The organism is Streptomyces sp. CNS606, assembly GCF_000426325.1.
In genome coordinates this window covers 73,239-95,545 of record NZ_AUFD01000018.1, presented here as the reverse complement: position 1 = coordinate 95,545, position 22,307 = coordinate 73,239, and the positions used below count along the sequence as shown (strand labels likewise).

23 protein-coding genes are annotated in these 22,307 nt (G+C 73.2%); 15 read left to right on the top strand and 8 right to left on the bottom strand.

Annotation, left to right across the window (positions count from 1 at the left end):
- Positions 1 to 23 precede the first annotated feature (23 nt).
- Together K304_RS0114445 and K304_RS0114440 are read left to right on the top strand one after the other, a co-directional pair.
- Positions 24 to 302, top strand: a complete 279-nt coding sequence (locus K304_RS0114445) for a type II toxin-antitoxin system Phd/YefM family antitoxin (RefSeq protein WP_027764323.1) — start codon at positions 24 to 26, stop codon at positions 300 to 302.
- On the top strand, positions 295 to 702 hold the full coding sequence (locus K304_RS0114440; protein ID WP_027764322.1) for a PIN domain-containing protein: 408 nt from the start codon (positions 295 to 297) through the stop codon (positions 700 to 702). Before K304_RS0114445 ends, K304_RS0114440 begins: the two co-directional genes overlap by 8 nt.
- Positions 703 to 813: 111 nt before the next feature.
- Here the strand turns inward: K304_RS0114440 and K304_RS0114435 are convergent, their stop codons facing one another.
- Complete coding sequence (locus K304_RS0114435; RefSeq protein WP_027764321.1) at positions 814 to 2,649, bottom strand: phosphoenolpyruvate carboxykinase (GTP); 1,836 nt, start codon at positions 2,647 to 2,649, stop codon at positions 814 to 816.
- Positions 2,650 to 3,062: 413 nt separating this feature from the next.
- Between K304_RS0114435 and trhA the strand changes: the two genes are divergently transcribed.
- Together trhA and K304_RS31720 are read left to right on the top strand one after the other, a co-directional pair.
- The gene (gene trhA / locus K304_RS0114430) at positions 3,063 to 3,683 is read left to right on the top strand and encodes a PAQR family membrane homeostasis protein TrhA (protein ID WP_051308460.1); all 621 of its coding nucleotides are present in this window, start codon (positions 3,063 to 3,065) and stop codon (positions 3,681 to 3,683) included.
- A gap of 59 nt (positions 3,684 to 3,742) precedes the next feature.
- Complete coding sequence (locus K304_RS31720; protein ID WP_027764319.1) at positions 3,743 to 4,303, top strand: Uma2 family endonuclease; 561 nt, start codon at positions 3,743 to 3,745, stop codon at positions 4,301 to 4,303.
- Between the two features lie 41 nt (positions 4,304 to 4,344).
- Here the strand turns inward: K304_RS31720 and K304_RS0114420 are convergent, their stop codons facing one another.
- A complete protein-coding gene (locus K304_RS0114420) occupies positions 4,345 to 5,094 on the bottom strand; it encodes a LysR family transcriptional regulator substrate-binding protein (protein ID WP_027764318.1) in 750 nt (249 codons plus the stop codon).
- 59 nt (positions 5,095 to 5,153) lie between these two features.
- Between K304_RS0114420 and K304_RS0114415 the strand changes: the two genes are divergently transcribed.
- Positions 5,154 to 5,561 (top strand): DUF5997 family protein, encoded by a 408-nt coding sequence (locus tag K304_RS0114415; RefSeq protein ID WP_027764317.1) that lies wholly within the window; start codon positions 5,154 to 5,156, stop codon positions 5,559 to 5,561.
- Between the two features lie 81 nt (positions 5,562 to 5,642).
- Here the strand turns inward: K304_RS0114415 and K304_RS0114410 are convergent, their stop codons facing one another.
- Entirely contained in the window at positions 5,643 to 6,167 is a 525-nt protein-coding gene (locus K304_RS0114410) for an ATP-binding protein (RefSeq protein WP_199779614.1), read from the bottom strand.
- Between the two features lie 101 nt (positions 6,168 to 6,268).
- On the opposite strand from K304_RS0114410, the gene K304_RS0114405 reads away from it, so the two are divergent.
- Positions 6,269 to 7,183, top strand: a complete 915-nt coding sequence (locus K304_RS0114405) for a Scr1 family TA system antitoxin-like transcriptional regulator (RefSeq protein ID WP_027764315.1) — start codon at positions 6,269 to 6,271, stop codon at positions 7,181 to 7,183.
- Positions 7,140 to 7,268 (top strand): DUF397 domain-containing protein, encoded by a 129-nt coding sequence (locus tag K304_RS34045; RefSeq protein ID WP_037790445.1) that lies wholly within the window; start codon positions 7,140 to 7,142, stop codon positions 7,266 to 7,268. Before K304_RS0114405 ends, K304_RS34045 begins: the two co-directional genes overlap by 44 nt.
- Positions 7,269 to 7,327: 59 nt before the next feature.
- Here K304_RS34045 and K304_RS0114395 read toward each other — a convergent pair whose 3' ends face one another.
- Together K304_RS0114395 and K304_RS0114390 are read right to left on the bottom strand one after the other, a co-directional pair.
- Complete coding sequence (locus tag K304_RS0114395; protein ID WP_027764313.1) at positions 7,328 to 8,968, bottom strand: D-aminoacylase; 1,641 nt, start codon at positions 8,966 to 8,968, stop codon at positions 7,328 to 7,330.
- 61 nt (positions 8,969 to 9,029) lie between these two features.
- The gene (locus K304_RS0114390; RefSeq protein WP_027764312.1) at positions 9,030 to 10,334 is read right to left on the bottom strand and encodes an alanine racemase; all 1,305 of its coding nucleotides are present in this window, start codon (positions 10,332 to 10,334) and stop codon (positions 9,030 to 9,032) included.
- A gap of 208 nt (positions 10,335 to 10,542) precedes the next feature.
- On the opposite strand from K304_RS0114390, the gene K304_RS0114385 reads away from it, so the two are divergent.
- The 5 genes from K304_RS0114385 (at position 10,543) to K304_RS29055 (ending at position 15,287) form a co-directional block, all read left to right on the top strand.
- A complete protein-coding gene (locus tag K304_RS0114385) occupies positions 10,543 to 11,568 on the top strand; it encodes a sugar kinase (RefSeq protein WP_486591665.1) in 1,026 nt (341 codons plus the stop codon).
- Complete coding sequence (locus tag K304_RS29060; protein ID WP_037790442.1) at positions 11,565 to 12,356, top strand: IclR family transcriptional regulator; 792 nt, start codon at positions 11,565 to 11,567, stop codon at positions 12,354 to 12,356. The genes K304_RS0114385 and K304_RS29060 overlap by 4 nt, the downstream gene beginning before the upstream one ends.
- On the top strand, positions 12,353 to 12,775 hold the full coding sequence (locus K304_RS0114375; protein WP_027764310.1) for a RidA family protein: 423 nt from the start codon (positions 12,353 to 12,355) through the stop codon (positions 12,773 to 12,775). Before K304_RS29060 ends, K304_RS0114375 begins: the two co-directional genes overlap by 4 nt.
- A gap of 171 nt (positions 12,776 to 12,946) precedes the next feature.
- Complete coding sequence (locus K304_RS0114370; protein WP_027764309.1) at positions 12,947 to 13,846, top strand: S1 family peptidase; 900 nt, start codon at positions 12,947 to 12,949, stop codon at positions 13,844 to 13,846.
- Between the two features lie 127 nt (positions 13,847 to 13,973).
- On the top strand, positions 13,974 to 15,287 hold the full coding sequence (locus K304_RS29055) for an Nramp family divalent metal transporter (protein WP_051308458.1): 1,314 nt from the start codon (positions 13,974 to 13,976) through the stop codon (positions 15,285 to 15,287).
- 25 nt (positions 15,288 to 15,312) lie between these two features.
- On the opposite strand, the gene K304_RS0114360 is transcribed toward K304_RS29055, so the two are convergent.
- The 3 genes from K304_RS0114360 to K304_RS0114350 all read right to left on the bottom strand — a co-directional run bounded on the left by K304_RS0114360 (position 15,313) and on the right by K304_RS0114350 (position 18,348).
- Positions 15,313 to 15,864, bottom strand: coding sequence for a hypothetical protein (locus K304_RS0114360; protein WP_027764308.1), 552 nt, complete (start codon positions 15,862 to 15,864; stop codon positions 15,313 to 15,315).
- Positions 15,865 to 16,018: 154 nt separating this feature from the next.
- Entirely contained in the window at positions 16,019 to 16,456 is a 438-nt protein-coding gene (locus K304_RS0114355; protein ID WP_027764307.1) for a hypothetical protein, read from the bottom strand.
- Between the two features lie 125 nt (positions 16,457 to 16,581).
- Complete coding sequence (locus K304_RS0114350) at positions 16,582 to 18,348, bottom strand: carbohydrate binding domain-containing protein (protein ID WP_027764306.1); 1,767 nt, start codon at positions 18,346 to 18,348, stop codon at positions 16,582 to 16,584.
- 342 nt (positions 18,349 to 18,690) lie between these two features.
- Here K304_RS0114350 and K304_RS29050 point away from each other — a divergent pair, with 342 nt between their 5' ends.
- From K304_RS29050 to K304_RS0114335, 3 genes are read left to right on the top strand one after another with little or no spacing between them, the layout of a single operon-like run.
- A complete protein-coding gene (locus K304_RS29050) occupies positions 18,691 to 19,755 on the top strand; it encodes a hypothetical protein (protein WP_486591664.1) in 1,065 nt (354 codons plus the stop codon).
- On the top strand, positions 19,752 to 20,465 hold the full coding sequence (gene cpaB / locus K304_RS0114340) for a Flp pilus assembly protein CpaB (RefSeq protein WP_027764305.1): 714 nt from the start codon (positions 19,752 to 19,754) through the stop codon (positions 20,463 to 20,465). The genes K304_RS29050 and cpaB overlap by 4 nt, the downstream gene beginning before the upstream one ends.
- 7 nt (positions 20,466 to 20,472) lie before the next feature.
- Entirely contained in the window at positions 20,473 to 22,173 is a 1,701-nt protein-coding gene (locus K304_RS0114335; protein WP_027764304.1) for an AAA family ATPase, read from the top strand.
- Positions 22,174 to 22,307 lie beyond the last annotated feature (134 nt).

Genomic DNA, 22,307 nt, shown 5'->3' with positions numbered 1-22,307 from the left:
CACGCCGGGCAACACTTGGCTGCATGAAGACCATCACTCAGCGTGAGTTCCGCAACAGCTCCGCTGCCGTCATGGATGCCGTCGAGGCGGGCGAGACGTACCACATCACCCGTAACGGCACCGAGGTCGCCGAGCTGCGTCCGCTACGGCACCGGCGCCGGCTCACGGCCGAGGAGCTGGTCGCGCGCCACCGCGCGCTGCCCCGCGTCGACCACGCCGCCATGAGGCGGGACGCTGAGGGCTTCTTCGGGGACGCGGACGAGGTCGGCGAGGACGACCCCTGGGAGCGCGGCCGTGGCTGACCGGCATCCGGCCGGCGTACTCGACACGTGCACGTACATCGACCTGGACGTACTCGATCCAGCCGTGCTCCCGCAGGTCCCGGAGCTCACCGCCGTCACGCTGGCCGAGCTGCACCAGGGCGTGGCACTGGCCCGTACTCCGGCGGCCCGGGCCGCCAGGATGGAGAAGCTCGGGGCGGCCGTGGCCGACTTCGACCCGCTGCCGTTCGACCGTGACGCCGCCTCGCGCTACGGCTCGCTGGTCTCCCTCACGCTTGCCGCGGACCGGAACCCCCGCCGCCCCCGGCGTCTGGACTTGATGATCGCCGCCGTCGCCTCTGTAAGGGGCCTGCCGCTCTTCACCCGGAACGCGGACGACTTCAAGGGGCTGGACGACCTGGTGACGATCGTCGCCGTCTGAGTGCGTCCCGGCGCGGCGCCCGCCGTACGCGTCCAGGCGGCCCCGTTCGGTGGGCATCGCTGACGAAGCCGGGAGGAGCCCTGCGGGTGCAGGGCGCCCCCGGCGGTTCGCTCAGCCCAGGCGCTGCACGAGGGCGCGGTACTCGTCCCACAGCTCCGTCGGCGTGTGGTCGCCGAAGGTGTTGAGGTGCTCGGGCACGAGCGCCGCCTCGTCGCGCCAGACGTCCTTGTCCACCGCGAGCAGGAAGTCCAGGTCCTTCTCGGACAGGTCCAGCCCGTCCCGGTCCAGGGCCTCCTTCGTCGGCAGGATCCCGATGGGCGTCTCGACGCCCTCCGCGTCGCCGCGCAGGCGGCCGACGATCCACTTCAGGACGCGGCTGTTCTCGCCGAAGCCCGGCCAGACGAACGCACCCTCGTCGTTCTTCTTGAACCAGTTGACGTAGTAGATCTTCGGCAGCTTCGCGGGGTCCGGGGCCTCGGCGCCGATCTTGACCCAGTGGGCCATGTAGTCGCCCATGTTGTAGCCGCAGAAGGGCAGCATCGCGAACGGGTCGCGGCGCAGCTCACCGGCCTTGCCCTCGGCGGCGGCGGTCTTCTCGCTGGCCACGTTGGCGCCCAGGAAGACGCCGTGCTGCCAGCTGAAGGACTCCGTCACCAGCGGCACGGCCGTGGCGCGGCGGCCGCCGAAGAGGATCGCGGAGATCGGCACGCCGCGGGGGTCCTCCCACTCCGGGGCGATGATCGGGCACTGCCCGGCCGGGGTGGTGAAGCGGGCGTTGGGGTGGGCGGCCGGGGTGCCGGACTCCGGCGTCCACTCGTTGCCCTTCCAGTCCGTGAGGCGGGCGGGCGTCTCCTCGGTCATGCCCTCCCACCAGACGTCGCCGTCGTCGGTCAGGGCGACGTTGGTGAAGACCGAGTTGCCCCACAGGGTCTTCATGGCGTTGGCGTTGGTGTGCTCGCCGGTGCCGGGGGCGACACCGAAGAAGCCGGCCTCGGGGTTGATCGCGTACAGGCGGCCGTCCTCGCCGAACCGCATCCAGGCGATGTCGTCGCCGATGGTCTCGACCGTCCAGCCCGGGACGGTGGGCTCCAGCATGGCGAGGTTGGTCTTGCCGCAGGCGCTGGGGAACGCGGCCGCGACGTAGTGGGACTCGCCGCGCGGCGGGGTCAGCTTCAGCACCAGCATGTGCTCCGCGAGCCAGCCCTCGTCACGCGCCATGACGGAGGCGATGCGCAGCGCGTAGCACTTCTTGCCGAGCAGGGCGTTGCCGCCGTAGCCGGAGCCGAAGGACCAGATCTCGCGGTCCTCGGGGAAGTGCGAGATGTACTTGGTGTCGTTGCACGGCCACGGCACGTCCTTCTCGCCCGCCGCGAGGGGGGCGCCCAGGGTGTGCACGGCCTTGACGAAGAAACCGTCGGAGCCCAGCTCGTCCAGGACGGGCTGTCCCATGCGGGTCATGGTGCGCATGGAGACGGCGACGTACGCGGAGTCGGTGATCTCGACGCCCAGCGCGGACAGCGGGGAGCCGAGGGGGCCCATGCAGAACGGGACGACGTACATCGTCCGGCCGCGCATCGCGCCGCGGAACAGCCCGCCCTTGCCCTTCTCGCCCTGGAAGATCTCCCGCATCTCGGCGGGCGCCTTCCAGTTGTTCGTCGGGCCGGCGTCCTCCTCCTTCGCGGAGCAGATGTACGTCCGGCCCTCCACGCGGGCGACGTCGCTCGGGTCCGACGCCGCGTAGTAGCTGTTCGGGCGCTTGATCGGGTCGAGCTTCTTGAAGGTCCCCTTCTCGACGAGCTCCTCGGCGAGGCGCTCGTACTCGGCCTCCGAGCCGTCGCACCACACGACACGGTCGGGCTCGGTGAGGGCGGCGATCTCGTCGACCCAGGCGACGAGCTCGGTGTGGTCGGTAGGGGGGCTGGTGGGAGCCGCAGTACTGCGCGCCACGATCGCTCCAGACGGTGTGAGGGTGTGGTGGTCGTCCGGCGGTGGACGTCGCACGTGTGTCCGCCTCCGGGCTGCTCTGCAGATGTGTGCCCCTTGGGGGCGGCGGCCCGGATGCATTCGTGGCTGACGCTCATCCGGTGCCGTCTACGCTCATCTGATCATGTCTCCTCCTGTGTCATGTGTCCAGAGGGGCGCTCAGGTGAGCAATCGTGAGCAATCCCACTCCAGGTCGGCGGGCACGGCGGGGGTCCGGACCCTACGGGTGCGTAGGTAGCCTGACGGCTATGACTGCTGCCCCGACCGACGCCCTGTCCCAACCCGGCAGCGCGGCTGCCGGCACCAGAACATCCGAAAAGGGGACCGAGAAGCCCGAAACGGGCCCCCACCTGGCCCACATCCCGCTGAAGCCGCTGATGCGCGGCTGGCTGCACGCCGGGATGTTCCCGGCCGTGCTCATCGCCGGCACCTTCCTGACCGCGCTCGCCGACAGCAACCGGGGCCGCCTGGCCTGCGCCGTCTACACGCTCACCGCGTGCCTGCTCTTCGGCACCAGCGCCCTCTACCACCGGGGCAACTGGGGCGACCGGGCCAACGCCGTGCTGCGGCGGCTGGACCACGCGAACATCTTCCTGATCATCGCGGGCACCTACACGCCGCTGACCATCCTGCTGCTGGAGGACGGCCGCCAGGACGTCCTGCTGTGGGGCATCTGGATCGCCGCCGTCCTCGGTATCGCCTTCCGCGTCTTCTGGGTCGGCGCCCCGCGCTGGCTCTACACGCCCTGCTACCTCGCGATGGGCTGGGCCGCGGTGTTCTTCCTGCCCGAGTTCCTGCGCGCGGGCGGCATCGCCGTGCTGGTCCTGGTCGTCGTCGGCGGCCTGCTCTACAGCGCGGGCGGCATCGTCTACGGCATCAAGCGCCCCAACCCCTCACCCCGCTGGTTCGGCTTCCACGAGGTCTTCCACACCCTGACCCTCGCCGCCTTCGTCGTCCACTACGTCGGCATCTCGCTGGTCGCCTACCAGCACGCCTGACGCCCCCGGCGCCGGGCCGACTTATCCTGATGTCGCGGCTTCGTGGCGGGAGGATTCCGGTGAACAGCATCACCGCGCTCGTGCGCGCCTGGCACGACATGGACGTCCCGGACGGTCTACGCGTCGAACTGCTCGACGGCGAGATCGTCATGCAGGCCAATCCCGGACACGTCGACGATCTCCCCGGTCGCAGCCTCGTCCGCCACACACCAGAGCCCTTCGAGGCGTGGGCGGAGCGGGGACTGCTCCTCGCCGACGATTACCGGCCGCGCGCGGACGCGGTGATCATCCGCTCCGAGGACATGCCTGCCGACGACGCCGAGGCGGACTGGCCACCGCAGATCGTCCTCGCCGTCGTCGAGACGGTCTCCACCACGCCGACCGCGATCAAGCGCGACTGGGACGACAAGCGGCGCCGCTATGCGACAGCCGGCATTCCCGTCTACCTGGTCATCGACCCCAACGACGCGACGTGGCACCTCCTCGAGCTCGACGGCAGCCAGTACGTCGAAACGGGCAAGGGTGTCTTCGGTCAGGAGATCCCCCTGCCCGAACCGCTCGGTTTCACCGTCCGCACGGCAGGCTGGCACCCCTACCCGCGCAGTTCCTCTGCGCGGTGACCCGGCGGAGGGTGGTGGAGCGGCAGGCTGTGCGCTCCGGGCTACGACCGGCGGCGGGGCCCGCGGCGCTTGCCGCCCCGCGTGCCCCCGGTACCGCGGCGCCGGGCTCCCCGCGCGGACGTGTCCTGCGCCCCGCGCGCGGAGGCGCGCTTCGGCTGTGCCGAGGGCGCTGCGCGCCCCCGCGTGCTGTTGACGGTCCGCCCCCGGACGATCCCGATGAAGTCCTCCACCCTGTCGGTGGTCGCCGCCTCCGGCCACGCCAGCGCGACACGCGACTGCGGGGCGTCCGTCACCGGCCGGTACGTGAGGTCCCTGCGGTGGTGCAGGCGGGCGAGCGACTGCGGGACGACGAGCAGGCCCACCCCCGCCGCCACCAGCTCGACCGCGTCCGCCGTCGTGGCGGGCCGCTCGATCGCCGGCCGGCCGGGCAGGCCCTTCCCGCCGTCCCAGTCGAGGGTGTCGTCCAGAGGATGCAGCACGACGTCCTCGGAGAGCTCCCCGGTCCCGACCTCGTCGACCACCGCGACGACGTGATCCTTCGGCGCCACGACGACCGTCGTCTCCGTGTAGAGGGGGATCGCGCTGAAGTACGTACGGTCGACCGGCAGCCGTACGAAGCCCGCGTCGGCGCCGCCTTCCCGCAGCAGATCCGGTGCTTCGGCGGCGCTCACCGGGACGAGGGCCAGCGGAATGCCGGGCAGCCGCTCGTTCCAGATCCGCACCCACTTGGTCGGCGTCACGCCGGGCACGTACGCGACCCGGAACGGGGAGGCCGGGGAAGAGCTGGTCACGGCCGCCAGGGTACCGGTCGGGGTCCGGGGCCCGACACGGTCTGGATACCCTGGACACCATGACGTCGCGCCAGAACACCCAGACCATGAAGCCCGCGACCGCGGCGAAGAAGCTGGGTGTGTACCTCCAGGCCACGCCCCCCGAGTTCCAGGAGGGCGTCGTCTCGCGCAGCGAGCTGAACGCGCTGCAGGCCGATCCCCCCGAGTGGCTGGCCGAACTGCGCCGCAACGGCCCGCACCCCCGCCCGGTCGTCGCGGCGAAGCTGGGCGTCTCCATCTCGGGGCTCGCCCGTGGGGGCGTCACCGAACCCCTCACCACCGAGCAGATCGAGGCGCTGAAGAAGGAACAGCCCGAGTGGCTGGGCCAGGAGCGGGCCACCCAGGCCGAGGTCCGCAAGGAGACCGCCCGCCTCAAGGAGAAGAACCGCGCGAAGCGCCAGGAAGAGCGGGACGAAGACGCCCGCTGACCGCGGGGGCCACGCGGCCCAGTCGGTCCTTGCGACGGGTCTGACTCTCCCACCGCGCCAGCGGCGGAGTCGCCGCCCCCGTCAGGGCGCGGTCTCCAGTTCGGCCCAGACGGTCTTGCCGACGGGGGTGCGCGGGGTGGTGCCCCAGCGGGTGGCGAGGAGGTCGACGATGAGCAGGCCCCGGCCCGACTCGGCTTCGTGGCCGGCCGGGGCGGGGTGGGCAGGCGGCCGGGTCGGGTGGGCGTCCGACACCTCGATGCGGACGAGGCCGCTGCTGGAGGTGTGGACGAGGTCCAGGGCGAACTCCCTTCCGGGCACGAGGCCGTGGCACACGGCGTTGGCGGCGAGTTCCGCGACGACGAGGGCGACGCTGCACGAGGCGTCCGACGTCGGTGGATGGCCCCACTTCTCCATCCCCCCGACTGCGGCCTTCCGGGCGAGCTGAGCGCCGCGAGGGGAGGAGGTGAAGCGCAGCGAGAGGACATGCCGCTGCGGTGGGACCGGTTCGGCCGCACGGCGCGGGTCGTCGTCGGGCAGGGTGCGGGCGTTGAGCACGAGGGAGTCCGTTCCGAGGTGTGCGGAGGGTGACGTTCCGTGCTCAAGCATCGACTCCGGGTCGTATCCTCGGAAGGAGGTCAGCGCTTAACCTTCCGGCTGTAAGGAGTCGAAGTCAGCCCATGGCCAAGGAAATCGACCCCACGTCATCGATGGCCGCGCTGTTCGGCAGCCGGGTCCGGAGACTGCGCACCGCCGCGGGGCTCACGCAGGAACAGCTGGGCGCACGCACGCATGTCGTCGGCACCCGGATCACGCAGGTGGAACGGTCCTCGGGTGCGAAGCCCACACAGGAGCTCGCGCGGGCGCTGGACGAAGTGCTGGGCGCGGACGGGCTGCTGGTCGACCTGTGGCCGTACGTCTACCGCGAGGCGTTCCCCGACTGGTCGCGCAAGTTCATGGAGTACTCGGCGCGGGCGGTGAGTCTCCGCGAGTACGCCGCTCACGTGGTGCCCGGTCTGTTGCAGACCGAGGAGTACGCGCACGCCGTGCTGAGCGTCGGCCGCACGTTGCAGAGCGAAGGGCATCTGGCGGAACGCGTCGAGGCCCGGTTGCAGCGGCAGGAACGCCTGGCGGAGCGGGACCGTCCCGAGCTGTGGGTCGTGCTGGACGAGGCGGTGCTGCGGCGTCCCGTCGGCGGCACGGACGTGATGCGGCGCCAGCTCCGGCGTCTGCGGGAGGCCGCTCGCGACAGGCGCACCACGGTCCAGGTGCTTCCCTTCCGCCAGGGTCAGCACGACTCGCTCGGCGGCTCCATGACGCTTCTGACCATGCCCGACGGAGAGGAGACCGCCTATCTGGAGGGCTCCAACTACGGCCAGCTCGTCGAGGAACCGGCAGAGGTCAAGAATCACGCCCTCATCTACGATCGGCTGCGGGCAGCCGCCCTGCCCCCGGTTCTGTCACTCGACATGATCCGAGCCGCGATGGAGGGCACTTACCGTGGAGCGAACGTCCCGACTCGATCTGACCGGCGTCGCCTGGCGCAGCAGCAGCTACAGCAACCAGGAGGGTGGCAACTGCGTGGAGGTGGCCGACGGGTTCGCCGGCGTGGTCCCCGTCCGTGACAGCAAGGTCCCGCACGGGCCTGCGGTGCTCGTGCCGTCCGTCTCGTGGGCGGTCTTCGTGGAGGGGCTGAAGTCCGGCCGCTGAGCGTGATGTGGAAGGGGAGGCCGACGATGACGGCCTCCCCTTCGGTGCGTCCGGTGGGCTCAGGCGCGGCGGAGGACGCGGCCGGGGAGGGCGTCGGTGCGGTGGCCGTGGTGGAGGGTGAAGCGGCCGTCGAGGAGGACGTGGTGGATGCCCGTCGGCGGGGTGCGGGGCGCGGCGAAGGTGGCGCCGTCGGCGACGGTGTCGGCGTCGAGGAGGACGAGGTCGGCGCGATGGCCCTCGCGGACCAGGCCCCGGTCGGGGAGGCGTAGCCGGGCGGCGGGCCGTCCGGTGAGGTGGGCGACGGCCTCGGGCAGGGTCAGCGTGCCGGTGTCGCGGACGTAGGGGCCGAGGTAGCGGGGGAACGTGCCGTAGGCGCGGGGGTGCGGCTTCGCGCCGTGCAGGATGCCGTCGCTGCCGCCCGTGTGCGCCCGGTGCCGCATGATCGCGCGGACGTTCTCCTCGTGGCCGACGTGCTGGAGGATCGTGGTGCCGAGGCGGTCGGCGAGGAGGAGGCGACGGGCGACGGCGAACGGTTCCTCGCCGCGGTCGCGGGCGACTGCGGCGACCGTACGGCCGACGTGGGTGGCGAGGGCCGGGTCGTCGGGGTGGGCGACGCCGGAGACCTCGATCGTGTCCCAGTCGACGGGCACCCCGTGGCAGCCGTCGGACCCCGTCGTCTCCAGGGTGTGCCGGATGCGGGCGGCTTCGGTGTCGGAGCGGAGGCGGGCGAGCAGGGCGTCGGGCCCGCCCTCGTGGGCCGCGCTCGGCAGCAGCGCGGCGAGGGTCGTGCAGCCGGGGGTGTACGGGTAGGTGTCGAGGGTGAGGTCGACGCCGTCGGCCAGGGCTGTGTCCAGGAGGGCCAGCAGGTCCGCCGCGCGGCCGGCGTTGACGCCGAAGTTCAGGGTGGCGTGGGCGAGATGGAGGGCGCAGCCGGACGCACGGGCGACGGCGATCATCTCCGCGTAGGCGTCGAGGGCGCCCGCGCCGTAGGAGCGGTGGTGCGGGCAGTGGTAGCCGCCGTGCGCGGCCACCACCCGGCACAGCTCGGTGAGTTCGGCGTCCGGGGCGTACATGCCGGGGGTGTAGGTGAGGCCGGAGGACATGCCGACGGCGCCCTCGCGCAGGCCGTCGGCGACGAGTGCGCGCATGCGGTCCCGTTCGGCGGGGGTGGCGGGGCGGTCGTCCCAGCCGACGGCGAGCATGCGGACGGTCCCGTGCGGGACGAGGTAGGCGGCGTTGACGGGGAGGCCGTCGCCGGTGGGGCCGGCGTCGAGGCGGGCGAGGTAGTCGGCGACCGTGCGCCAGGTGAAGTCGACGGCGCCGGCGGCCGGTTCGCCGTCGGTGGTGGTGTCGCCGTTCCAGCCGGCGATGGCGCGGCGCACCTGGGGGAGGGTGCGGTCGTCGACCGGTGCGTAGGACAGGCCGTCCTGCCCGATGACCTCCAGGGTGACGCCCTGCGCGACCTTCGCGGAGTGGTCCGGGTCGCGGAGGAGGGCCAGGTCGCTGTGGGCGTGCATGTCGATGAAGCCGGGGGTGAGGGTGAGGCCGTCGGCGTCGAGGACGCGGCGGCCGGTGAGGCGGGGCGCCTTGGGGTCGCGCCGGATCTCCGCGATGCGGCCCGCGGCGAGGGCGACGTCGGCGCGGTACGGCGGGGCGCCGGTGCCGTCGACGACGGTGGCTCCGCGGATGACCGTGTCCATGGGTGCCCTTCGGGGCAGGGGCCGGGCAGCTGGAAGGGCGGCCAGAAGCGGCCAGAAGCGGCTAGAAGAACGTGCGGACGTACGAGGTGACGGCGCCGTCGACGGCGACGAGGGGGATGAGCTGCCACTTGTCGAAGATGGTGCAGGGGTGCGACATGCCGAGGCCCACCCAGTCGCCGACCTCCAGGTCGCCCGCTTCGTCCGTGGTCTCCAGCCAGGCGTGCTGGTCGGAGAGCTTGGTGACCTCGATGCCCTCGGCCGGCCGCATCGAGCCGTCGCGTGCGGAGCGCACGACGCGTGCGACGGGCAGGTGCAGGTCGTGGGCGGCGTCGCGCTTGCCCGCGTTGAGGAACGCCTGCCGTTCGTTCGGCCGGGAGACGATCTGCGCCCAGAGCGTGAAGGCCGCCCGCAGTTCGCCCTCCTCCGGCACCCGGTTGAACGGCGTCAGGTCGCGGTAGTGCCGGTCGTCGTGCGAGACGTAGGCACCGGAGCGCAGCAGCTTCAGCACCGGCCGGGACAGCTTCGGGACGTCGGTGAAGACGTCCGCCACCGCGTCGAACCAGGCGCTGCCGCCCGCGCTGACCACGATCTCCTCGACGTCCGCGCCGAAGGCGCCCGCCTGGTCCAGGTCGGTGGCGAGCGCGACGAGGCGGCGCAGCCAGTCCCGTACGCGGTCGCCGTCGGCGTCGGGCACCTCGCCCTCGTAGCCGGCGACGCCGGTCAGCCGCAGCGTGGTCGCGCCGCCGACGGCGCGGGCGACCTCCGCGCAGCCTTCCTCGGTGCGGACGCCGGTCCGGGCCCCGTCGCCCGCGGCCAGTTCGATGACCACGTCCAGGGGGCGCGTCGCGCCGGCGTCGCGCAGGGCGGCGTCCATCAGTTCGGCCCCGCGCACCGAGTCGACGTAGGCGACGAGCTGGAATCCGGGGTCTGCGGTCATCTCGGCGGCGACCCAGCGCAGGGCGGCCGAGTCGACCAGTTCGTTGGCGAGGAAGACGCGCTGCACGCCGTACGCCCGGCAGACCCGTGCCTGGTGCGGGACGGCGACGGTGATGCCCCACGCGCCGTGGGCGAGCTGCCGGTCGAAGAGCTGCGGCGCCATGGAGGTCTTGCCGTGCGGGGCGAAGGCGAGTCCGTGGCGGGCGGAGAAGAGTTCGAGCTGCCGCACGTTGTGCTCGACGTCCTCGGCGGACAGGGCGAGGACCGGCGTGGTGAAGCCGTCGGTGAACAGGTTGCGGCGTTCGGCGGAGAGCTCCCCGACGGTGCGTCCGTCGGCGTCCGGCGGCAGGCCCTTGAAGCGGTGGTCGACGACCTCGCCGGCGAGCCGGTTGAGGCGTGCGGCGGCCGTACGGTCGGCTGCGGTGGACATGGTGCGGCTCCGGCTCCGTCGACGGCTCGTGTGCACGCGTTGCATCCGCTGCAACGGTCATTGCGTCCCTCGCTACAGGTGTCTAGCATCCCGCGCAAGAACCGGTCAACGCATTCCCGCGCCACCGCCGGACGACACCGCCGGGCAACACCGTCGGACCACACCGCCGGACGACGCGGCCGGGCGGGGAGAAGGAGCGCTCACCATCGTGGCCAGAACCGTGCGCGCGGACGCCGTCTGCCTGGGCGAGTCGATGGTCACGTTCCTGCCCACGACGCCGGGCCCGCTCGCCGAGGTGCCGGCCTTCGAACGGTCCATCGGCGGCGCCGAGTCCAACGTGGCCTGCACGCTCGCCCGTGCGGGGCACCCCACCCGCTGGGTCAGCCGGGTCGGCGCGGACGGGTTCGGCGACCACTTGGTGGCTGCGGTCGCCGCCGCCGGGGTCGACACGGGGCACGTCGTCCGCGACCCGGACCGGCCGACCGGCGTCTACTTCCGCACGCGCGGCGAACGGGCGACCGTGTCCGGGGAGCGCGCGGCCGGAGAGGTCGCCTACTACCGCGCCGGTTCCGCGGCCTCGGCGATGTCCCCGCAGACGGTGGGCCTGGCCGCCACCGACGCGGGCCGCGTCCTGCACCTCACCGGCATCACGGCCGCGCTGTCCGGCGGCTGCCTCGACCTGCTGCGTACGCTCACCGCGCCGCGGCCGGGCCGCCCGACGGTCGCCTTCGACGTCAACTACCGCGTCAGCCTGTGGCGTTCGGCCGCCGACGCCCGGGTGCTGCTGGACCTCGCCCGGGGCTGCGACCTGGTGTTCGCGGGTGAGGACGAGGTGGAGGCCGCCTGGGGCGTCACCGGCGGCCCGGCCGCCGTCCGTGCGGCGCTGCCCGAACCGGCCGCCCTCGTGGTCAAGCAGGGCGCCCTCGGCGCGACGGCGTTCGGACACGGCGGGGCCGTGCACGTCCCGGCCCCCCACGTCGACGTGGTCGCGCACGTCGGGGCCGGGGACGCGTTCGCCGCCGGCTACCTGTCGGCGACGCTGCGCGGCCTGCCCGTACGCGACCGGCTGCGGCACGGCCACCTGCTGGCGGCCGCCGCGCTCACCGTGCCCGGCGACCTGGCGGAGCCGCCCGCGCGGGAGCACGCGGACCGGCTCGCCGCCCTGCCCGACGACGCCTGGGCGCGGCTGCGCCTCGCACCGGGCTGGACCGCACAGGAGACCGCCGCCCCATGAGCCAGACCGTCGACAGAGCGCTGAGCATCCTCCCGCTGCTGGCCGAAGGGCCGGCCGGACTGGAGCAGGTCGCGCAGCGGCTCGGGGTGCACAAGTCCACGGCGCTGCGCCTGCTGCGCACCCTGCACGAGCACGGCATCGTCTACCGCACGCCGGACCAGCGCTACCGCCTCGGCGCCAGGCTGTTCGCCCTCGCTCAGCAGGCGATCGAGAACGTGGACGTGCGCGGCGTCGCCCACCCCCACCTCACCGCTCTCAACGAGCGCACCGGTCACACCGTTCACCTCGCCGTGTACGAGGAGGACGAGGTGGTCTACGTCGACAAGCTGGACAGCCGCTACCCGGTGCGGATGTACTCCCGCATCGGCAAGCCGGTGGCCCTCACGGTCGCCGCCGTCGCCAAGCTGCTGCTCGCCGACCTGCCGGAGGCGCGGCGGCGCGCCGTCGCCGAACGGCTCGACTACCCCGCCTACACGGCCCGTTCGACCCCGGACGCGGAGGCGTTCCTGGCCGAGCTGGCGCTCGTCCGCGAGCAGGGCTGGGCCACCGACCTGGGCGGGCACGAGGAGTCCATCAACTGCGTGGCCGCGCCGGTCCGGGGCGCGGACGGGCGGGTGGTCGCCGCGATGTCGGTGTCGGCGCCGAACGTGGTGGTCTCCGCCGACGAACTGCTCACCCTGCTTCCGCTGGTACGCCGCACCGCCCGGGCGATCAGTGCCGAATACGCCGGGCGCCCCGCCGACGAGCCGGGACCCGGCACCGCCCCTTCGGAGGAGACCACCCGATGACCACCCGGCCCACCGAGAAGACCGCGCTCACGCCGCCGACCCACACCACCCCGCCCGCCCGGTTCTCGCACGGCGTGCGGAAGGGGAACGTCCTCCAGGTCGCCGGGCAGGTCGGCTTCCTCCCGTCCGTTCCCGGCGAACCGCCCACCCCCGCGGGGCCGACGCTGCGCGAACAGACCCTCCAGACCTTCGCCAACGTCGCGTCGATCCTCCGGGAGGGCGGGGCGAGCTGGGACGACGCCGTGATGATCCGCGTCTACCTGACCGACACCGCGCACTTCCCCGAGTTCAACGCGCTCTACGACGCGTACTTCGCCGAGCAGGGGCTGACCGGCCCGCCGGCGGCCCGTACGACGGTCTACGTCGGGCTGCCGCCGGGGCTGCTGGTGGAGATCGACGCGCTGGCCGTGCTCGACTGAGGGCACCGGGGGCACCGGGGGCACCGGGGGCCCGAGGCGCTGAGGCGCGCCGCGCGGAACTCCAGCCGACTGGTGGGTTTCGGCCACGCACCCTTGTGGTGGACATGCTCAACCCGAAGAATGCGGCAGGCACCGCCGAACACATCTTCGGTACGGAGAGGAATCCCCCACATGAAAAGACCTCTCGTCGGCGCCCTGACCGCCGCCCTGCTCGGGGCGACCGCGTTCACGGGTCTCGCCACGACCCCCGCCGCCGCGTCCGCGCCGGACGCCGCTCCCTTCGGCAAGGCGGCCCCCACGTCCGCCGCGCCCGCCCAGGCCGAGAAGGCCCCGCAGGCCGCACCCGACTTCGCCGGCACCGTGGCGCTGAGCAACTGCTCGGGCTCTCTCGTGCGGGTCCCGCAGTCGCAGCCCACCGACCCGGCGCTGGTGCTCTCCAACGGGCACTGCCTCCAGTCCGGCATGCCGAGCCCGGGCGAGGTCGTCGTCGACCAGCCGTCCAGCCGCAGCTTCACCCTGCTGGACGCGAACGCGAGCGACGTCGCCACGCTGAACGCCACCCGGCTCAGCTACGCGACCATGACCGACACCGACGTGTCGCTGTACGAGCTGGACTCCACCTACCAGGAGATCGAGTCCCAGCACGGCATACAGCCGCTCGACATCGCGGCCGGCCATCCGACCGCCGGTAGCGCCATCACGGTCGTCTCCGGCTACTGGAAGCGCACCTACAGCTGCGACATCGACGCGTTCGTGCACGAGCTGCACGAGGCCGGGTGGGTCATGAAGGACTCCATCCGCTACACCCCGGAGTGCGAGACCATCGGCGGCACCTCCGGTTCCCCGATCGTGAACGACGCCACCGGCGAGGTCGTCGGCGTCAACAACACCGGCAACACCAACGGTGGCGAGTGCACGCTGAACAACCCCTGCGAGGTGGACGAGAACGGTGAGGTCACCGTCCGCCAGGGGATCAACTACGGCCAGCAGACGTACAAGATCACCGAGTGCGTCACCACCGGCAACAAGATCGACCTCGGTCTGCCGGGCTGCGAGCTTCCCAGGCCATAGGCCCGGAGCCGCGGGCAAGGGGTCCGCGCGGACTGTTCACGGACAGTCCGCGCGGACCCCTTGTGCTGGGTCGTCGATGGCCTGTTTCATGCGCCCACACCCCTGGGGACGAGCACGGAGGCACGTGATGACCACCGAGAACAGTCCGGGCACGAAGAGCGACGGAGCAGGCGGCGCCGTGCGCAAGTCGAGCTGGCGCTACATCGGGCCCGGCATGGTCGTCGCCGCGACCGGTGTCGGCGCCGGCGACCTCGTGTCCACCCTGCTGGCCGGCAGCAAGTTCGGCTACACGCTGCTGTGGGCCGCGGTCATCGGATGCATCGTCAAGATCGCACTGGCCGAGGCGGTCGGCCGCTGGCACCTCGCCACCGGCCGCACCCTCTTCGACGGCTGGCGCTCCCTCGGCGCCTGGACCACCGTCTACTTCGCGGTCTACGTCGTCGTCTGGGGCTTCGTGTACGGCGCCACCGCGATGACGACCAGCGGTCTGCCGCTGCACGCCCTCTTCCCGGACGGACCCGGGCTGAAGTTCTGGGCGATCCTCTCCGGCCTGGCCGGACTCGTCGTCGTCTGGTTCAACCGGTACGCCGTCGTCGAGAAGATCATGATGCTCTTCGTCGGCGTGATGTTCGTGGTCGTCGTCTACCTCGCGATCCGCGTCTCCCCGGACGTCCCCGCCCTCTTCTCCGGCCTGGTGCCGACCCTGCCGGACGGCTCGGTCTTCTACACCCTCGGCCTCATCGGCGGCGTCGGCGGCACCATCACCATGGCCGCCTACGGCTACTGGGTGAACGCCAAGGGCTGGACCGACTCCGGCTGGATGAAGATGATGCGCCTGGACAACCGGGTCGCCTACGTCACCACCGGCATCTTCGTCGTCGCGATGCTCATCGTCGGCGCCGAGCTGCTGCACGCCGCGAACATCGCGCTCACCGACGGCAGCGAGGGCCTGGTCGACCTCGGCGACGTCCTGGAGGAGCGCTTCGGCTCGACCACCGCCGTACTGTTCCTGGTCGGCTTCTTCTCCGCCTCGTTCTCCTCCCTGGTCGGCGTCTGGCACGGTGTCAGCCTGCTCTTCGCCGACTTCGTCGAGCGCATCCGGGCGGCCCGCGCCCCGAACGGCGAGCGGCCGGAGGACAGTGCGAAGCAGGTCTCGCGCGGCGAGCGCGAGAAGTCGACGCCGTTCCGCGCGTACATGCTGTGGCTGACCGTCCCGCCGATGGCGCTGCTGTGGCTGGAACAGCCCTTCGGGCTGGTCATCGCGTACGGCGTGCTGGGTGCGTTCTTCCTGCCGTTCCTCGCGGGAACGCTGCTGTGGCTGCTCAACACGGACCGCACGCCGCACGCCTGGCGCAACGGCCTGCTCAGCAACGTGATGCTGGTGGTCGGCGGGCTGCTGTTCTTCGTGCTGCTCGTGGAGAAGGTCCGGTCCCTGCTCTGACGACGCATCCCCGGCGGCGCGGCGGTCACGTTCTCTGCGCCGGCCCGCCGCCGGGGGCGTCCGGAGTCGTCGCGGAGCGGCGGGCGGTGGGTGGGCCGTCCGGCGGGAGGTCCGTCAGCACCCACCTCCGGCGCGGTGCGAAGCCCAGCACCGCCAGCAGCGCAGCGGGGACGGCGACCAGTGCCATGAGTCCCGCCTGACCCGTCCGGGCGTCGGCGCACAGTGCGCTCAGTTCGCCCCGGATCGTGTCGTCCGGGAGGGTCTGGGCCGCTGCGAGATCGAAGGGTTCGCGGTGTCTGCGCTCCCATTCCGTGCGGAACTCCTGGCTGCGCGGCTCCAGCCCCTCCGTCACGGTGTACGAGTGGTGGTGGCCGTCGATGCCGGAGGCGTGCCAGTCCTCCACCCAGGAGGCACGCCAGATCATGGGCTCGCACCGGACCGAGAACGCCGGGTTGCCCGTGGGGGACGCGCTCCCCCCGAACGCGTAGGTCGGCCCCGAGAAGAGGTTCCAGAGCATCCAGGCGAAGAGGGCCGCCGCGGCCAGGGCGGCGGTGCGCCGGCGCTTGATCCATGACATGCACGGAACAGTAGGGCCGTGCGGGTTCGCCGAGTGCGGCGGTGTCCTGTCCGAAGCCGTCCCGTGACGCGCTGCGGACACGTCGGGCCGTCCGCCGGCCTCGCCTCGCCCCGGCTGCCGTGCGGGCGCAGCCGGGGCGGGCGGCGTCAGGCGGTCACAGGCGGCTCCAGGAGGCGCAGTCGGCGGTGTCCTCGGTGCCGCGGCAGACGGTGATGTAGGCCGTGGTGGTCGGCATCATGAACGCCCGGAGGGACACCGCGGCGGACTCCGCACCGCACACCTCGGCCTGCTTCGCGGGAAAGGCCGGCGCCAGGTCGTAGACGAACCGCGTCCACACGGAGTGGCAGCCGGCCCCCGCACCCGTGAGCTCTCCCTCGACGACCAGGTCGGAGAAGATCCCGTTCGGCTCCCGCCAGCGCTCTCCCGACGCCTGGGCGCCGTCGTGCGCGACGGACCACGGGGTGCGGTCCGCGCGTGCCCCGGCGATGCTCGGCGCCTCGGCCGTGCCCGGTGCCGCGGCGGCGGAGGCGGCGGTCGGGGCCAGCAGCGGCAGGATCGCGGCGGCGATCGCCACGGGCAGAGAGCGGCGCATGAGGGGATCCTCTCCTCGCGGGTGGAAGTCGAGCAGGAACCTGTCCAGTCCGCGCCGGGAACATGCCTCTCCCCGGGCGGAGTCGGCCCGGGGAGAGGCGGGGTGGTGACGCGGGCGTACGCCGGCTACGGCAGTCCGTGGACGTGCGGGCCGACCGCGTTCGACCACTGGTCGCCGTTCAGCGCGTCCCAGTTGGTGGACCAGGTCATCGCGCCGCGCAGCGACGGGTAGGTCTGCGAGGGCTGGAAGGAGCCGCAGTGCGTGCCCCGCGTCAGACAGTCCAGCGCGTCGTTGACCACGGACGGGTCGACGTGGCCCGATCCGGCGCCGCGCGGCGAGGCGGGCGTGCCGAGGCCGACCTGTGAGGCGTCCAGCCCCCCGCGGAGCTGGATGCAGGCGAGCGCGGTGAGGAAGTCCACCGAGCCCTGGCTGTACACCTGGCCGTCGCAGCCCAGCATCGAACCGCTGTTGTAGTACTGCATGTTGACGACGGTGAGGATGTCCTTCACGTTCAGCGCCAGCGTGAAGTACTCGGTGGACGTGGACTGCATGTCCAGCGTCTGCGGTGCCATGGTGAGCACGAAGTCCGGCCCCGCGTTCGCCGCCAGGTCGCGGATGGCCTGCGTCAGGTAGGTCGAGTTGATCCCGTGTTCCAGGTCGATGTCGATGCCGTCGAAGCCGTACTCCTGCATCAGTGCCCAGGCGCTGTCGGCGAACGCGCGGGCGGACGCGTCGTCGTTGACCGTCACGTTGCCCAGTTCGCCGCCCACGGACAGGATCACCGCCTTGCCCTCGGCCTGCTTCGCGGCGATGTCCGCCTTGAACGCGTCGTCGGACGGGGCCAGCGCGGGGTCGAGCGCGAAGGTCAGCTCGCCCGGTGTGCTGGTGGAGGAGGCGAAGGCGACGGCGATGATGTCGTACGCGTCCTGCACCTCGGTCAGCCGCTGCGTCTGCGCGCCGTTGTCGAAGTTCTGCACGTAGCCGGTGACGGCGTGCTCGGGCACGGTGGTGCCGCCGTCCCCGCCGTCGGCGGCCGTACGGGCCGTCACCGCGGCAGACTTCGCGGACTCCCCGGCGCCGTTGACGGCGCTGACGCGGAAGGCGTACGAGGTCGACGGCGAGAGCCCGGTGACGGTGGCGGAGGCGCCCTCGACGGACGCGACCTTCGTCCCGTCCCGGTACACGTGGTAGGCCGTGGCGTCCGGCACCTCGGTCCAGGACAGGTCGACGGAGCCGGCGGTCACGGCGCCCACGGTCAGGCCGCTCGGCACCGCCGGCGCCTCCGGGTCGCCCGGGTCGCCCGGGTCACCGGGCTCGCCCGGTCCGCTGAGCGCCAGGTCGTCGGCGTGGTAGGCGCCCTGGCCGTACCAGCCGTGCAGGTAGACCGTCACCGAGGTGGTGTCCGGGCCGGTGCGGAAGGTCGTGGAGAGCTGCTTCCACGACGGGGTGGAGCCGGTCCAGGTGGCCACGTCGGTGGTGCCGGTGCCGGTCGCGCCCAGGTAGACGTACGAGCCCTGCACCCAGCCGCTCAGCGTGTAGTCCGCGTCGGGCTCGACGGCGACGACCTGGCTGCACCGGGCGTTGTCCTGCCCGGCGGGGGTCGCCGTCAGCGCGCGGGCGCCGCTGCGCGCGGGGGAGGCGGCGGCCGCACCGCTGTCGCCGGAGCAGGTCCAGCCCTCCAGGCCGGCCTCGAACCCCGCGTTGTCCAGGAGCTGGGCCGCTGCCCGGGAGCCGTCGTCCTCGGCGGGCGCGGCGCCGGCGGCGGGTCCGGTCAGTGCGGTGGCGATGAGCGCGCCGGCGGCGGCCAACGCCGCCGCCCCGGCGGTCAGTCCGCGCGACGGACGACGTCCGCCGTGTCTGCGGCTCCGGCTCGTTCGGGTGGTGCGTTCCACGGCTGCCTCCACGGCATGGGGGACGGGGGAGAGGGTGGGGAGGAAACGCTCGAAGGAAACGGTGGCCACCGTCGTCGCTGCGCCGCAGAATGGTTCAGACCAATGATCCTGTCAAGGCTTCGCGCAGCGGTCGATGCGTGAGCAGCGGCCCGGCAGGGGAGGTCTCCTTTGGGGCCGTACGGGTTCGGCGGGTTCGGCGCGCTCGGTCCGACGGGGTTCCGTGGACGGTTCACTGGCGGCCGACCGCGCCGATAAGGTGTTATGTCGTCAGTAGGGTGTGCGGACGGTCGCACCGAACGACGACGAGTCCGTGGCCGACCGCCGAGGACGGGGGGAGTGGATGTGACCACCGCACTGGCCGTCACCAGCCCCGACCACGTGCTCTCCCCGCCCGACCGGCACACGCCCGGCGCGCACGTCTTCCGGCCGCCCGAGGACCAGCCGCTCGAAGTCGCCCTGGCCCAGACCCAGTCGCTCGTCGACCAGTACGGCTATCTGGTCGTCGTCCACCCGCACACGCTGCCCACCGCATACCTGCACCGGCTGCACGCGCTGCGCGCCCTGCTGGAGAGCGACCGCATCGCGCTGCTCCCCAGCAGACTGCCGCCCCTCGGCATCGGCGTCCTGGTACGGCAGTTGCGGCAGCTCTCGCTGTGCGGGTTCAGCCCCGGCGTGCTCGGCAGCGCCGCCCGGCTGCTCACCCACTACGTGCACGCGGGCGCCCTGCTCGGTTCCGTCGCCCGGCTCGACCAGGTCCCGGTGTCGCTCACGGCACACGCCAAGTCCTGGCTGCCCGGCGCCCAGTTCGCCGTCACCACCGCTCCCGGGCCGCAGCTCGTACGGCTCGGCGCGAAGGACGCACGCCCCCTGGCCGGGCCGCAGTACGCCACCCGCCTCACCGTCGCCCCCGGCAGCCTCGCCTCCGACTGGCCGCGCAGCACCCTCGCCCCCCACTGGCGCGTCACCGACGTGCAGGAGGAACGGCTGCCCGCCGACTCCGCCGCCTGGTGGGGCACCGGCAAGGTCACCGAGTTCGCCGCCGCGATCGCCGACCTGCCGGTGCTGCACCAGCTCGTCAGCTCCGTGCGCCGGGACACCTGCCGCTGGTGCGGCCTCGAACTCCTCGGCGACCGCTGCGCGTTCTGCGCCGCCGGACTCGCCCGCCCGGAACCGGACGGACCGGCCGGCCATGCCCCCGCTCCAGGGGTCGCGGCGCCTGGAGCACAGACCGAACTCACCGCACCGGCCTCCGCGACCGGCCACGGCCCCGGCCCCCTGGGCCCGGGCGCCGCCGCGCCGGCCGGGCCCCCGCCGGCCGGCCCCGGGGACCCGTACGCCCCCGGCCCGCAGGCGGCCACCGCCGCCGACCTCCGACCAGCCGTCCACCAAGGGATCCCCCGTTCATGAACTCCCGTCAGCGCCGCGGCGTCCTCCTCATCGCCATATCCGCCCTGTGCGCACTCGGCGCCTTCGCGGGCGTCCTGGCGGTGATCCGGCAGGTGCAGTCCAAGGTCGGCCCCGAGGTCACCGCGTACGAACTCAAGGCCGACGTCGCCGCCTACGAGTCCCTCGGCGAGGACGACGTGCGCCGCATCTCCATGCCGGAGCGCTGGCTGCCCGAGACGGCCGTCACCGACCTGGGGGACCTGCGCGGAAGGATCGCCGTCAACCCGCTGAGGCAGGGCTCGCTGCTCCAGAGCGACATGCTGGCCGAACGGCCCGCGCTCGAAGCCGGCCAGCAGGAGATCGCCATCATGATCGACGCGGCCACCGGCGTCGCCGGGAAGATCAACCCCGGTGACGAGGTCAACGTCTACGCCACCTTCGACGGCGACCGCGACGGCGAGGAGGCCGCCCCCGACCAGTCCCGCCTGATCGTCACCCAGGCCCGGGTCATCGACGTCGGCGAACTCGCCCCCTTCGAGGACGACGACTCCCGCAGCCGCGCCGAAGAGCGCGAGGGCGTGCCCATCACCTTCGCGCTGAGCACCCGGGACGCCCAGCGCATCGCGTACGCCGAGTCGTTCGCCGAGCACGTACGCCTCGCGCTGGTCGCCCCCGGCAGCGAACCGGTCCCCGAGGACGAACGCGTCTACAGCCTCGCCGGGGACAGGTGAGCCGCCCGTGACGACCCGCGTCCTCCCCGCCGTCGGCGACCCCGACGCCGCCCGCGCGCTGACCACCCTCGCCGCGCAGCTCCCCGGCGCCGAGCCGCTTCCGCCCGCCGCCGACGGCACCCGCCTGCTGGAGACCCTCGACCAGGTCGCCGCCGGGTCCCCCGCCGACCTGCCCGAAGTGGTCCTCGTCCACGAACTCGTCGGCCCGCGACCCGCCCTGGAACTCATCCGCGAGGTCGCGCTCCGCTTCCCCTCCGTCGGCGTCGTCCTCGTCACCCGCGACACCACGCCCGGCCTCTACTCCGCCGCCATGGACGCCGGCGCCCGCGGCGTCGTCGGTCTCCCCCTCGCCCACGACGAACTCGCCGCCCGCGTGGAAGCCGCCGCCACCTGGGCCGGTGGAGTGCGCCGCCACCTCGGCCACGCCGCGGGCCCCGTCCCGGCCCGCGGCGTCGGCGGCACGGTCGTCTCCGTCACCGGCGCCAAGGGCGGCGTCGGCTGCACGCTCACCGCCGTGCACCTCGCCCTCGCCGCCCGCGCCTCCGGCCGGGACACCGTGCTGGTCGACATGAACCTCCAGTCCGGCGACGTCGCCTCCTTCCTCGACGTGCAGTTCCGCCGTTCCGTGGTCGACCTCGCCGGCATCGCAGACCTGACCCCGCGCGTGCTCGCCGACGCCGTCTACACCCACGACACCGGCCTCGCCCTGCTCCTCGCCCCCGCCGAGGGCGAGCGCGGCGAAGAGGTCGACGACCAGGCCGCCCGCCAGGTCGTCGCGGCGCTGCGCGCCCGCTACGAGGTCGTGGTCGTCGACTGCGGCACGCAGATGCACGCCGCCAACGCCGCCGCCGTCGAACTCGCCGACCGCGCGCTGCTCGTCACCACCCCCGACGTCATCGCCGTCCGCGCCGCCAAGCGCATGATGCGGCTGTGGGACCGCCTCCGCGCCCGCAAGGCCGCGGACACCCTGACCGTCGTCAACCGCGCCTCCAAGCACACCGAGATCCAGCCCTCCCTCATCGCCCGCATCGTCGGCACGCCGGTGGCCCGCGCCACCGTGCCCGCCGGCTTCAAGGAGCTGCACACCGCGCTGGACGCAGGCCGTATCCAGGACGTCGACGACCGCAGCTCGGTCAAGCAGGCGCTGTGGACGCTGGCCGCCGAAGTGGGCGCCGCCGCGCCGCCCCAGGGCGGCAGCGGCGGTGGCAGAGGGGGCGAGGGCAAGGGCGGGCGCGGCCCCCGCCACTCCCGCGGCACCCCGGCACCGCCCGCCGTCTCCGGGGGCACACCGCCCCCCGCCGCCCTTCCGCCCGGCGCCCCCACCGCCCCGGGCCACTTCGGCTCCGACCGGGGGGCGCTCACCGTGGAGTTCGCCGGGATGGCGCCCCTCGTGCTGCTGGTGCTGGCCCTGCTGTGGCAGGCGGTCCTGATCGGCCACACCTTCACCCTCGCGGGCAACGCCGCCGACGAGGGCGCCCGCGCGGCGACGGCCGCCGCCGCCTACGGCGACCCGGCCGCGGCCTGCGCCGCGGCCGCCCGCGAGCACCTGCCGTCGGCGTGGAACTCCGGTGCCACGGTGTCCTGCTCCCGCTCCGGCGACCTCTGGACGGCCGACGTGACCCTCCCGGCCCCCGCCCTGTTCCCCGGCGCCGCCAACCTGCCCTTCACCGTCGACGGCTCCGCCGGCGCCGCCGCGGAGGCGGACTGATGCCGGGCCGTGCCGGACCCCGGCCGGCGGCACTTCGGCGACCCCGTCGCCTCCCGTGCCCTGCGGGGCTCCGCGGCGCAGCCCGGCCCGCGGAAAACGGGGGCGTCCCCGCCGCCGGGGGAGCCCCGCGGAGC